General features: G+C 71.6%; 15 protein-coding genes and 1 pseudogene. 10 read left to right on the forward strand and 6 right to left on the reverse strand.

Annotation, left to right across the window (positions count from 1 at the left end; translation table 11 throughout):
• The first annotated feature begins 1 nt into the window (after position 1).
• Both map and BJF79_RS00295 read left to right on the forward strand, forming a co-directional pair.
• Positions 2 to 820 (forward strand): type I methionyl aminopeptidase, encoded by an 819-nt coding sequence (map, locus tag BJF79_RS00290; protein WP_075894474.1) that lies wholly within the window; start codon positions 2 to 4, stop codon positions 818 to 820.
• Between the two features lie 32 nt (positions 821 to 852).
• On the forward strand, positions 853 to 1,287 hold the full coding sequence (locus BJF79_RS00295; protein WP_075894475.1) for a DUF1707 domain-containing protein: 435 nt from the start codon (positions 853 to 855) through the stop codon (positions 1,285 to 1,287).
• A 7-nt stretch (positions 1,288 to 1,294) separates the two neighbouring features.
• Here the strand turns inward: BJF79_RS00295 and BJF79_RS00300 are convergent, their stop codons facing one another.
• Together BJF79_RS00300 and BJF79_RS00305 are read right to left on the reverse strand one after the other, a co-directional pair.
• Positions 1,295 to 1,969 carry a metallophosphoesterase gene (locus tag BJF79_RS00300; protein WP_262401307.1) on the reverse strand — a complete coding sequence of 225 codons (675 nt, stop codon included), beginning with the start codon at positions 1,967 to 1,969 and terminating at the stop codon, positions 1,295 to 1,297.
• A 681-nt stretch (positions 1,970 to 2,650) separates the two neighbouring features.
• Positions 2,651 to 3,208 carry a hypothetical protein gene (locus tag BJF79_RS00305; RefSeq protein ID WP_075894476.1) on the reverse strand — a complete coding sequence of 186 codons (558 nt, stop codon included), beginning with the start codon at positions 3,206 to 3,208 and terminating at the stop codon, positions 2,651 to 2,653.
• Positions 3,209 to 3,482: 274 nt separating this feature from the next.
• Between BJF79_RS00305 and infA the strand changes: the two genes are divergently transcribed.
• The 8 genes and pseudogenes from infA to truA all read left to right on the forward strand — a co-directional run bounded on the left by infA (position 3,483) and on the right by truA (position 8,401).
• Positions 3,483 to 3,704, forward strand: coding sequence for a translation initiation factor IF-1 (gene infA / locus BJF79_RS00310; protein ID WP_034519601.1), 222 nt, complete (start codon positions 3,483 to 3,485; stop codon positions 3,702 to 3,704).
• A gap of 64 nt (positions 3,705 to 3,768) precedes the next feature.
• Positions 3,769 to 3,882 (forward strand): 50S ribosomal protein L36, encoded by a 114-nt coding sequence (rpmJ, locus tag BJF79_RS00315; RefSeq protein WP_026404072.1) that lies wholly within the window; start codon positions 3,769 to 3,771, stop codon positions 3,880 to 3,882.
• 196 nt (positions 3,883 to 4,078) lie between these two features.
• The gene (rpsM, locus tag BJF79_RS00320; RefSeq protein ID WP_075894477.1) at positions 4,079 to 4,459 is read left to right on the forward strand and encodes a 30S ribosomal protein S13; all 381 of its coding nucleotides are present in this window, start codon (positions 4,079 to 4,081) and stop codon (positions 4,457 to 4,459) included.
• A 56-nt stretch (positions 4,460 to 4,515) separates the two neighbouring features.
• Positions 4,516 to 4,917 carry a 30S ribosomal protein S11 gene (gene rpsK / locus BJF79_RS00325; RefSeq protein WP_021596710.1) on the forward strand — a complete coding sequence of 134 codons (402 nt, stop codon included), beginning with the start codon at positions 4,516 to 4,518 and terminating at the stop codon, positions 4,915 to 4,917.
• Between the two features lie 21 nt (positions 4,918 to 4,938).
• Positions 4,939 to 5,547 (forward strand): annotated as a pseudogene (rpsD, locus tag BJF79_RS00330) (30S ribosomal protein S4); the annotation flags it as partial.
• 137 nt (positions 5,548 to 5,684) lie between these two features.
• Positions 5,685 to 6,701, forward strand: a complete 1,017-nt coding sequence (locus BJF79_RS00335) for a DNA-directed RNA polymerase subunit alpha (protein WP_075894478.1) — start codon at positions 5,685 to 5,687, stop codon at positions 6,699 to 6,701.
• Positions 6,702 to 6,798: 97 nt separating this feature from the next.
• On the forward strand, positions 6,799 to 7,308 hold the full coding sequence (gene rplQ, locus BJF79_RS00340) for a 50S ribosomal protein L17 (protein WP_075894479.1): 510 nt from the start codon (positions 6,799 to 6,801) through the stop codon (positions 7,306 to 7,308).
• Positions 7,309 to 7,498: 190 nt separating this feature from the next.
• Positions 7,499 to 8,401, forward strand: a complete 903-nt coding sequence (gene truA / locus BJF79_RS00345) for a tRNA pseudouridine(38-40) synthase TruA (protein ID WP_075894480.1) — start codon at positions 7,499 to 7,501, stop codon at positions 8,399 to 8,401.
• Between the two features lie 40 nt (positions 8,402 to 8,441).
• Here truA and BJF79_RS00350 read toward each other — a convergent pair whose 3' ends face one another.
• From BJF79_RS00350 to BJF79_RS00360, 4 genes are all read right to left on the reverse strand, one after another.
• Positions 8,442 to 9,119 carry a hypothetical protein gene (locus tag BJF79_RS00350; RefSeq protein ID WP_075894481.1) on the reverse strand — a complete coding sequence of 226 codons (678 nt, stop codon included), beginning with the start codon at positions 9,117 to 9,119 and terminating at the stop codon, positions 8,442 to 8,444.
• Positions 9,120 to 10,056: 937 nt separating this feature from the next.
• Positions 10,057 to 10,206, reverse strand: coding sequence for a hypothetical protein (locus tag BJF79_RS54980; RefSeq protein WP_158079047.1), 150 nt, complete (start codon positions 10,204 to 10,206; stop codon positions 10,057 to 10,059).
• Positions 10,206 to 11,021, reverse strand: a complete 816-nt coding sequence (locus BJF79_RS00355; RefSeq protein WP_143219612.1) for a hypothetical protein — start codon at positions 11,019 to 11,021, stop codon at positions 10,206 to 10,208. The genes BJF79_RS54980 and BJF79_RS00355 overlap by 1 nt, the downstream gene beginning before the upstream one ends.
• 29 nt (positions 11,022 to 11,050) lie before the next feature.
• On the reverse strand, positions 11,051 to 11,760 hold a 710-nt coding region (locus BJF79_RS00360), incomplete at its 5' end, for a CAP domain-containing protein (protein WP_075894484.1).

Genomic DNA, 11,760 nt, shown 5'->3' on the forward strand with positions numbered 1-11,760 from the left:
GATGTTCAGACGCAGGACCGCGATCCAGGTCAAGACCGCCGAGCAGGTCGAACTGATGCGGGCGGCCGGCCTGCTGGTCGGCCGGACGCTCGAACTGCTGCGCGAGTCGGTCAAGCCGGGGATCACCACCCTCGACCTCGACGCCGTCGCCGAGGAGCATATCCGCGACAACGGGGGCGTCCCGTCGTTCAAGGGCTACCACGGCTTCACCGGGACGATCTGCGCGTCCATCAACGAGGAGATCGTGCACGGCATCCCGCGGGCCGGGAAGGTGCTGCACGAGGGCGATGTCATCTCGATCGACTGCGGCGCGATCGTCGAGGGCTGGCACGGCGACGCGGCGATCACCGTCCCCGTCGGGGAGATCACCGACGACCTGCGGCGGCTGCTGGAGGTGACCGAGGCGTCCCTGTGGCACGGCCTCGCGGCCGGGACCGCCGGAGCGAGACTCACCGACATGTCGCACGCCGTCGAGTCGTACGTCCGTTCTCAGGGCCCCTACGGCATCGTCGAGGGGTACGGGGGGCACGGCATCGGCACCGAGATGCACATGGACCCGCTCATCCCCAACCACGGCGCCCCCGGGCACGGGCCGGTGCTGCGGTCCGGGATGTGCTTCGCCGTCGAGCCCATGGTGAACCTCGGGACGAAGCAGACCGTCGAACTGGACGACGGCTGGACGGTCATCACCACCGACGGGCGCGCCTCCGCGCACTTCGAGCACACGTTCGCGGTCACGCCCGACGGGCCCCGCGTGCTGACCGCTCTTGACGAAGGCCGGGAGTGGTTCGCCAAGCTTGAAGGACAGACCGCGCCCTGACGGGAGTCCGGGCGGTTCGGGAGGGAGCTGACGTGGCGCCGAATCCGGACATTCGGGCGTCGGACGCCGATCGCGACCGGGTGGCCGAGAGCCTGCGGGAGCACTGCGCCGTGGGCCGCATCACGGTGGACGAGCTGCAGGAGCGGCTCGAAGACGTCTATGCCGCGAGAACCCTCGGACGCCTTGAGGAGATCACCGCCGACCTCCCCGAGGAAGACCTCTACCAGCTGCCCGTGCCCGCGACGCAGGCCAAGAGCACCGACGTGCCCGCCCCCCGGGCCGGCGGCGGGACGAGCGTCGAACGCGCCGCGTGGGCGGGGCTGGGCGCGATCGGCGCGATCAACCTCGCCGTCTGGCTGATCATCGGGGTGACGGCCGGGTTCGTCTACCCGTGGTGGATCTGGGTCGTGGGCCCGTGGGCCGCGGTCCTGGTGATCCGGACGGTCATGGGCCCGCGGCGCGGGTGACGCCCGGTCACTCGACCTCCATCAGCGGGCGGTAGTTCCCCGTCGGGACGAAGTGCGTCGTCGCCGAGCCGTGCTCGTCCACCAGGTGGATGGCGAACCCCGCGGGCTCCCCGGTGACCGCCGCGCGTCCCGGGTGCGTCAGGTCGAGGAACAACTGCCGGTAGGTGCTCGGGCACGTCGTGCTGACCTTCCCCCCGATCGACCCCACCGAGCCGCGGTGCACGTGCCCGGAGATCACGCGGACGATCTGCGGGTGCCGCTCGACCACGGCCGCGAACCCGGCGGGCTCCACGAACCGCATGTCGTCGATGAACCGGATGCCGATCGGGAACGGCGGATGGTGCGTCGCGACGACCGTCGGCGTGTCGGGCGCCGCGGCGAGCGTCTCGTCCAGCCAGCGGAGCCGGTCCTCGTCGAGGTGCCCATGCGGATGCCCGTCCACCGTCGTGTCGCAGCACACCAGGCGCGTCCCGGCGACGTCCACCGCGTACTGCAGCGGCGCCTGTGGAACGGTCCCGGTGGCCGCCACCGCCGGATGGTCCTTGAAGACGGCCCGCAGCGCGTCCCGGTCGTCGTGGTTGCCCGGCATCGGGTAGACGGCCATCGGCAGCGGCGACAGCAGCGCGTGCAGCCGCGCGTACTCGGCGGGCAGCCCGCCGTCGGCGAGGTCCCCGGTGAGCACGACGCGTCCGGCCGCGCCGGCAGCGTGAGCAGACTCGACACCGCGGCCCGCAGCGCGCGCACCGGCCCCGAGCCGTCGTCCACCTCGCCGTCCCGCCCGACCGCCAGGTGGATGTCGCTCAACTGCGCGATGATCGCCATTGATCCTCCCCCTTGCAAGAAAACCACGGACCCGCGGCCCGGGCGTCCGGAGGGCCGCCGTCCGGCCGCTCCGCCGGGGACCCATGCCGGGACGATCTTGTCGTCAGTCGGCCGGGCTGTCGACTCGGGCAGAATGAGAAGAAGATCACGACTCGGTCTCGGGCCCGTATCGGTGCTGTCCCCACACCCTGAACACTTCCTGGAGGCGAACCGTCGGCCTCCGCTCCGCTACGGCCGCCGGGAAAGGCGTCCCCCCCACCGGTCATGGAACCGGGCTGCGGCGTTCCGGCGTCGGTTGTGGACGGTCGCCCCCGCGCCGGATTGCGGCGTCCCCCACCGGTCATAGCCGGTCGCCCCCGCCGGCGGTCGTGGACGGTCATTCTCGCGCCGGGCTGCGGTGCCCAGCCGCCGGTTGTAAATGGTGGCCTCCCGCGCCGGGGTTGGAGTGGTCCGGCGTCGGTCATGGACGGTCGCCCCCGCGCCGGGCTGCGGTGTTCCGCGTCGGTCGTGGACGGACGGGGTGCTGTGGTCGCCGGGGCGGTCAGGCGACGTGGGGGATCACCAGGGACAGGGCCGAGGTGACCTCTTCGGGGGCGGGGGCCACGTCGGGGACGACGTCGCGGAGGGCGAGCCAGCCGTTGATGGCCTGCACGGTGGGCTTCGCCTCGACGAGCTGCGGGTCGTCCAGTCCGTACCAGGCGGCGACCTTCGACCAGCGCCACAGCCGGTGGCCCGCGGTCGACATCTCCGACGCCGGGAAGCCGGTGGCGCCGCGGGCGCCGGTGATGGCGTGCCGGACGGAGTCGGCCGAGCGGCCCACGCGTTCGGCGATGTCGCGGATGGTGAGCAGCGGGTCGGCCTCGACCTGCAGGACGTGCAGGCCGGGCGCGCTCGTCTCGACGTGCTCGACCAGCTCCATGATGGCGGCGGCGAGGGTCGGGCCCTGCCAGGTGCAGGACGCGTTGCCGGGACGTTCGGCGTGCTGGGGTTCGGTGATGATGGACACCGTGACCGAGCCGTGGGTGCGGTCGAACAGGGGGTCCAGCTCCTCCTCGTAGAGGGGACGGCTGAGGATCAGCGCGAAGTCATAGCTCGGCATGCTGACCCTCCTCGTACGTCTCTACTCCTGAAAGGTACCAACGCCCTGACAGGGTATGCTTGTGTTGGGAGTAGTCTCCGCCGCCGTGTCGTGCGACGATTTCGCATTCGGGGGCACGGTGACGTACACTCCTGTGTCGGTCCGTCGGCCGCCCGAATCCCGTTCTCGGCTTCCCCGCCGTGGCGTGGGCGCGGCCGGAGTCTCGCGGAGATTCTTTCAACGAGGGATGCGTCGGACCGACGTCCAATGAGCCGATCAGTGAAGCGCGGAGGACATGCCCAAGAAAGAAGGGGCCATCGAGATCGAGGGCACCGTCATCGAGTCGCTGCCCAACGCCATGTTCAAGGTGGAGCTCGACAACGGGCACAAGGTGCTCGCCCACATCAGCGGCAAGATGCGGATGCACTACATCCGGATCCTGCCGGACGACCGCGTCGTTGTGGAGCTGAGCCCCTACGACCTCACGCGCGGTCGGATCGTCTACCGGTACAAGTAACCCACTGGGGTTGCCTTCCGTGCGCCTGGCAGCGTGCGGGTGACCCTGAACCATAGGAGACCCAGTGAAGGTCAAGCCGAGCGTCAAGAAGATCTGCAAGAACTGCCGCGTCATTCGCCGGCACGGCCGGGTCATGGTGATCTGCTCCGACCCGCGCCACAAGCAGCGTCAGGGCTGACGGCCGCAGGCCGGAAGACCCGCTCGACAAGCGCATCGCAGTCTTCGCGCGTTCCGCCGTACGTCCCTCGCGGACGTACGGCAGTGGCGTGTGAAGGACCACCCTCGGATCGCCGGAGGCCGGGGCCGCCACCCGGGCAGGGTGTGTGCGGAGGCGATGCGTCCATACCTCCGCGAAATGAAAGGAACTGCCCAAGATGGCACGCCTCCTCGGCGTCGACCTCCCGCGCGACAAGCGCGTCGAGGTCGCTCTCACCTACATCTTCGGGATCGGCCGGACGCGCGCCCTCGAGACCCTCGCGGGCACGGGCGTCAACGGCGACCTGCGGGTGCACCAGCTCGGCGACGACGAGCTGATCAAGCTGCGCGACTGGATCGAGGGCAACTACCGCACGGAGGGCGACCTCCGCCGGGAGATCCAGGCCGACATCCGCCGCAAGATCGAGATCGGGTGCTACCAGGGCATCCGGCACCGCCGCGGGCTGCCGGTCCACGGCCAGCGCACGCAGACCAACGCGCGCACCCGCAAGGGCAAGAAGAAGACCGTGGCCGGCAAGAAGAAGGCCGGCAAGAAGTAGTCCGGTGCGGACCTCGCGTCCGTCCGGGTCGACGACCTCGAGAGTAGAGAGAGCAGATGCCTCCTAAGAGCCGTGTCGGCGCCAAGAAGGTGCGCCGCAAGGAAAAGAAGAACGTCGCTCACGGGCACGCCCACATCAAGAGCACGTTCAACAACACGATCGTCTCGATCACCGACCCCAACGGGAACGTGATCTCCTGGGCCTCCTCGGGCCACGTGGGCTTCAAGGGCTCCCGCAAGTCGACGCCGTTCGCCGCCCAGCAGGCCGCCGAGGCCGCCGCCCGGCGCGCGATGGAGCACGGCATGCGCAAGGTCGACGTCTTCGTGAAGGGCCCGGGTTCGGGCCGCGAGACCGCCATCCGTTCGCTGCAGGCGACCGGCCTCGAGGTGGGCTCGATCCAGGACGTCACGCCCGTCCCGCACAACGGCTGCCGCCCGCCGAAGCGTCGCCGGGTCTGAGGTCAGGGGAGATCTAGAACAATGGCTCGTTACACCGGTGCGGACTGCAAGCTCTGCCGCCGCGAGAAGATGAAGCTGTTCCTCAAGGGCAGCAAGTGCGAGGGCCCGAAGTGCCCGATCGAGATCCGTCCTTACCCGCCGGGTGAGCACGGCCGCGGTCGGCCGAAGGAGACCGAGTACCTGCTGCAGCTGCGCGAGAAGCAGAAGGCCAAGCGCATCTACGGCGTCCTTGAGCGGCAGTTCAGCAACTACTACGTCGAGGCGAACCGCCAGGACGGCAAGACGGGTGACAACCTGCTCGGCCTCCTCGAGCGCCGCCTCGACAACGTGGTCTACCGCGGGGGCTTCGCCAAGTCCCGCGACATGGCCCGCCAGCTGATCCGGCACGGACACATCCGGGTCAACGGCCGCAAGGTCAACATCCCGTCGGCGCTCGTCAGCGAGGCCGACATCGTCGACGTCAAGCCGAAGTCGCTCGAGATGACGCCGTTCCAGGTCGCCAAGGCCGAGGCCGGCGACCGTCAGGTTCCGGCGTGGCTCGGCGTGGACGCCGACAAGATGCGGATCTTCGTGCACGCGCTGCCCGTCCGGCAGCAGATCGACGCTCCCGTCCAGGAGCAGCTGATCGTCAGCTCTACTCCAAGTAAGAGCTCGGGGCCGCCGGGATCCCCACGGATGTGGGGATCCCGGCGGAACGGGGAACGATCCCCGGAAGTACTCCGATCGCGGTCGTCAAATAGCGGGCACCGCGGGAAGAAGGCACAACCATGCTCATCGCTCAGCGTCCCACTCTCACCGAAGAGCAGGTCGACGAGTACCGGTCGCGGTTCACCATCGAGCCGCTGGAGCCGGGCTTCGGCTACACCATCGGCAACTCGCTCCGCCGCACGCTGCTCTCCTCGATCCCCGGCGCCGCCGTCACCAGCATCCGGATCGAGGGCGTCCTGCACGAGTTCTCCACCGTGCCGGGCGTCAAGGAGGATGTCACCGACATCATCCTGAACCTCAAGGAGCTCGTCGTCTCCTCCGAGCACGACGAGCCCGTCGTGATGTACCTGCGCAAGCAGCAGGGCCCGGGCGAGGTGACCGCCGCCGACATCGCGCCGCCGGCCGGTGTCGAGGTCCACAACCCGGACCTGCGCATCGCCACGCTGAACGGCAAGGCGAAGCTGGAGATGGAGCTCACGGTCGAGCGCGGCCGCGGCTACGTCTCCGCCGCGCAGAACAAGCAGCCCGGCCAGGAGATCGGCCGCATCCCGATCGACTCGATCTACTCGCCCGTCCTCAAGGTCGTGTACAAGGTCGAGGCGACCCGAGTCGAGCAGCGCACCGACTTCGACCGTCTGATCCTGGACGTCGAGACCAAGCAGGCGATGCTGCCGCGCGACGCCGTCGCGTCCGCCGGCAAGACCCTCGTCGAGCTGTTCGGGCTGGCCCGGGAGCTCAACGTCGAGGCCGAGGGCATCGACATGGGCCCGTCCCCGACGGACGCCGCGCTCGCCGCGGACCTGGCCCTGCCGATCGAGGAGCTGAACCTCACGGTCCGCTCCTACAACTGCCTCAAGCGCGAAGGCATCCACTCTGTGGGCGAGCTGGTCGCCCGCAGCGAGCAGGACCTTCTGGATATAAGGAATTTCGGCGCCAAGTCGATCGAAGAGGTCAAGCAGAAGCTCAACGACATGAGCCTCTCGCTGAAGGACTCCCCGCCCGGATTCGACCCGAGCGCGGCGGCCGACAACTACGGCGACGACGACCAGAGCTACGCCGAGACCGAGCAGTACTAGAACCCAGATCCCCCGGACGGCCGGGGGCGCGTTCCCCGGCCGTTCCGGACTCGACTGACACCGGTACCTGACACGGCCGGTGCAGGAAGGAAGCACCATGCCCAAGCCCACCAAGGGTGCCCGCCTCGGCGGTTCCGCCGCGCACCAGCGCCTCATCCTGGCGAACCTGGCCACGGCGCTGTTCGAGCACGGCAGCATCACCACCACCGAGGCCAAGGCCCGGCGGGTGCGTCCGCTGGCGGAGAAGCTGATCACCAAGGCGCGCAAGGGCGACCTGCACAACCGTCGCCAGGTGCTGCGCGTGGTCCGCGACAAGAGCGTCGTGCACGAGCTCTTCACCGAGATCGCGCCGCGCTTCGAGAACCGTCCCGGCGGCTACACGCGCATCACCAAGATCGGCCCCCGCAAGGGCGACAACGCCCCGATGGCCGTGATCGAGCTGGTGCAGGAGCCGATGGCCGCCTCGACGGCCGCCGCCCCTGCCGCCGCGCCGGCGGAGGAGCCCGCCGTGGACGTCACGAAGGCCGACGCCGACGAGGCCGCGACGGCCGAGACGGCGGAGCAGGCGGAGTCGTCCGAGGGCAAGGACGAGTCCGGCAAGGAGTGACCCGGTAATATTCTGGGCCGACTTCTCGGTAAGACATTGAAACGGGCCCGCCGTCCGCTACAGGACGGCGGGCCCGGTTCTTTGCCAGACTTGGGTCCATGGTCATGTTAATCAGCCGCCGGTTGAACGAGGGCGGCGCGCGTCCCACCGGACGAGCGAGGAATGCGAGGGACAGGAAACGTCGACCGACATGACCGCACTGGTACGACTCCGGCTCGATATCTCCTACGACGGGTCGGATTTCGCGGGCTGGGCACGGCAGCCGAACCAGCGGACCGTCCAGGGAGTGATCGAGGACGCGCTGGCGCGGATGCTGCGTCTCGACCCGCCCCCCATGCTGACCGTCGCGGGCCGCACCGACGCCGGCGTCCACGCACGGGGGCAGGTCGCGCACCTGGTGGTGCCCGTCGCCGCGTACTCGGCGATCAACGGGACGATGCCGCGCCGGCTGGCCGGGCTGCTGCCGCCGGACGTGCGCGTCTGGCGGGTGTCGGTGGCGCCGGAGGGCTTCGACGCGCGGTTCTCCGCGCTGGCGCGCCGCTACGTGTACCGGGTGTGCGACAACCCGAACGGTGTCGAGCCGCTGCGCCGCCACGACGTCCTGTGGCATCCGCGGCCGCTCAACCTCGACCGGATCAACGAGGCCGCGCGGCTGCTGACCGGCGAGCACGACTTCGCCGCGTTCTGCCGCAAGCGGGAGGGCGCGACGACGATCCGGGAGCTGCAGCGCTTCGAGTGGGCCCGCGACGACCGCGACCCCTACCTCGCGCTCGCGACCGTCGAGGCGGACGCGTTCTGCCACTCGATGGTGCGGGCGCTCGTCGGCGCGATGCTGGTGGTGGGCGACGGCCGCCGCGACGTCGACTGGCCCGCGCAGGTGCTGTCGGCGCGCGTCCGTGACTCGGCGGTCAATGTGGCGCCCGCGCACGGGCTGGCGCTGGAGGAGATCCGCTACCCCGGGGACGAGGACCTGGCGCGCCGCGCGCAGGAGACCCGCCGGGTCCGGACCCTGAACGCCGCCGCCGCCGTGGCCGCGGCGGAGGCCGCCGAAGCCGTGGAGAGCGCGGAGGCGCCGCCCGGCGAGGCGTCCTGAACGGGACGGGCCGGACGGCGCCTCGGCGGCGCGCTCGGGGTCAGCCGCCCGCCCGCTTGTCGATGGGGCGGGCGTTGTGGTCGATGAACTGCTGGGCGACCTGCTTGGCGACCTGGTCGCCGGGCCGGACGGGCGAGCCGTCGGAGTGCTGCACGTACGCGTAGACGACGTACCGGCCGCGGACGGTCGCGGCCGCGTAGCCGCCCGCGCGGTCGATGTCGGCGGTGTGCTCGCCCGCCATGCCGCGGAACCACTCGTACCGGCCGGGGTCCCCGGCCCGGCTGACCGCGGCGGCGGCGGCCTCGTTCGGCATGACCGCGACGCCGGACGTGACGGCGATGGCGCGTCCGGCGTCGAGGTACGTCGCGCGGACGATCTTGCGGCACTGGTGCTGCTGGAGTGCCCGCAGCATCGCGCCGTGCGCCGCGTACTTCAGGTCGCGGTTGATCGATCGGCGGTCGAGCCGGTAGGCGTGCCCGCCGAGCTTGATCGTCGTGGTCGGGAAGACCTCGGTGAACGCCAGCGGTTTCGGGTCGGTCTTCTCGTTGTCGATCTTCTGCGGCGGCCCGTCCGGGACGGGCGGGGGCGGCGCCTGCGTCGGCTGCGTGGCGGCCGCGGTGGGCGTTTCCACCGGACGCTCGGCGGCCTTGCGGGTGGCGCCGTCGTCCGATGAACCCGAGCCGCCGAGGGCGAACAGCGCCGCCGCCGCGGCCAGCACGACCGCCGCGCCGCCGCCGATCAGGAGCGTGCGCTTGTTCCGCGCGGCCTTCCCGGCCTTCCCGTGCTTCCCGGGCCGCTCGGACGCCTGCCGGGGCGGCGGGGGCGTGTCGCCGGGCGGTGCGGCCTGCTCGTGGGGTGTGCCGGGCGGGGGTTCCTCCCCGTCGGCGCCGCCGGTCTGCTCGTGCGGCCCGGTCTCGCCGCTGGGGGGCCGGAAGCCGCGCGGCAGGATGCGTCCGGGACGAGCACGGGCCCCGACGCGGTCACGGCGGCTTTCTCGGCGGCTTTCTCCGCCTCTTTGGCACGTTCGAACGCGGACGGTTCGGGCGGCGCGGCCGGCGGGACCGTGGCCCGCGCCGGTGCGGCCGTGCCGTTCGGCGCGGCGACGACGGCCGGTGCCGCCGCGGCGGGTGCCCGCGCGGCGTCCGTCCGGGCCGGTGGGGCCTCGTCGGGACGGACGGCCGGGATGCCGTCGGGGTCGGTGTCGGTGAACGTGGACGGTGCCGGCGGGACGAGCGGTTCGGCGGGCACGGCGCCGCGCGAGTCCACCTGCGGGATGCCGACCCCGGCGACGAGCGCCGCCGCGGCGGCTGCCCCGCGGCGGCCGGTGGTTCGGCGGCCGGGGCCGCGGTTCCGCCGCCGGGCGCCTGCACGTCCGGGACGTCCGTGGCGGTGTCGTCCGTGGCGGTGTCGTCCGTGGTGGGGGCGGCCTTCGCCGGTTCGGGGGCGTCCTCGGTCGAGTCGGCCGCCCACCAGGGGGCTTCCAGGCCGAACGGGGGACGCCGGTGCGCCGCGGGCGCGGACGCCCCGGCCTGGGGAGACGCGTCGCCGCCGGAGGACGGCACGGGGGCGGCGGAGGCGGCGGACGACTCCGCCTCCCCGCCGGTCTCCCGGGTGTCTTTAGGTCCAGACATAAGCAGAGAGGGTATTCAAACTGGTCACTTCTGGAGGGGTTTGCCTTCGGTTTCCCGGTAGTGCAGGGCCAGCGAGAGGTTGCTGCCCTTGTAGATCTCGGCTCCGAAGACGCGGACGGTGTCGTGGTGCCGCTTGGAGATGGTCTTGCCGTTGGGGCGCTGCACCCAGGTCATCACAAGGTAGTGGCCGCGCGCTGTGCGGTGCCGAGCGCGACGCCCTTGCCGTTGGTCTCGGTGATGCCCTTGCCGGGGAGTGCCAGCAGGTAGGCGTCGTCGTCCATGGCGGCCTTCGCGGCGGCCTTCGCGTGGGCCTCGGACTTGAGGTTGAGGACGCCGAGCGTCCCGATGAGCCCGCCGCCGCTGATGGCGTAGGTGGCGCGGAGGGCCTGCGTGCAGTCGCCCTTCTGCACGGCCTTGTCGAGCGCGGTGCCGCCGACGACGCCGGTGCACTTCTTCTGCGAGTTCCAGGCCGTGCGCGCGTACTTGTGGTCGTCGATCTCGAACTTGCCGTTGCCGAAGACCTCCTTGAGCGTCAGCGGCGACGGGTCGGTGGTGCGGCTCTGCAGCTTCACCGGCGCCAGCGTCACCGACGGGGTCGGCGTGGGCGGGGGCGTCGTCGGGGTCGGCGACGCGGCCGCGGCGGGCTCCTCGGAGCCGCCGCCCAGCATCGACGAGAGCGCGACGCCGCCGCCGACGAGGACGAGCCCCGCGACGACCGCCGCGACGATCACCAGCGGACGCCGCCGGCGCGGACGCTCGTCGTCGAAGCCGGGGCCGGGGCCGAACTCGCGGTCGGGGCCGAAGTCCGGATCGTCCATGCCGAACCCGGCGTCGTACGGGCCGGACGGCTGGGGCGGGCCGTCGTACGGCGTGTCGTACGGCGTGTCGTGGGGCGCGCCGTACGGACGGTCGTCTCCGGGACCGTACGGCGACTGCGGCGGCCACGGTTCGCGGCCGCCGGGCTTGCCTTGATCTCCCGGGTAACCCATGGGGTGGACCATACCGAACCTCGGACGGGTCACTTCCAGCCGAAGGTCTGCGTCCACAGCTTGCCGTCCGGGCCGTCGACCATGCCGACCCCGATCGCGCGGAGGTCGCAGTTCAGGATGTTGCGGCGGTGTCCTTCGCTGTTCATCCAGCCGCGCACGACGGCCTCGGCGCTGCCGTAGCCCTTGGCGATGTTCTCCGCGCCGGGGCTGGAGTAGCCCGCCGCCTCCATGCGGTCCCAGGGCGTGTCGCCGTTCTGGGAGGTGTGGCTGAAGTACCCGTTGGCGGCCATGTCGGCGGAGTGCCGCTCGGCGGCGACCATCAGCCGGTCGTCCGCGCGCAGCGCGGAGCATCCGGCGTCGGCGCGTTCGGCGTTGGTGAGACCGATCACGGCCTGCTCGACGGACGTCGCGCCGTCGCCCCGGAACGTCCGGGAGCCGTCCGACGACCCGTCCGAGCCGTCCGAGCCGCCGGACGACGACGATCCGCCGGACGGCTCGTCCCGCGCGGTCTTCTCCGGACGCGACGTGGACGGTGTCGGCGTCGGGGTCGGCCGCGGCGGGGCGCTCATCGTCTTGAGCGGCGGCGGCGCCTCCGAGGTGGACGGCGCCACGGCGTTCGCGGGGGCGTCCGGGGACGGCGCGTTCCCGCTCTCGGACGGGACGGCCGCGGCGCGGTCCTCGGGTCGGCGTCGGACGCGGCGGGCCGTTCGGGGGTCTGGGCGGGCAGGACGAGCCGGTC

Origin of the sequence: Actinomadura sp. CNU-125 (assembly GCF_001942465.1) — a bacterium.
Classification (GTDB): domain Bacteria; phylum Actinomycetota; class Actinomycetes; order Streptosporangiales; family Streptosporangiaceae; genus Spirillospora.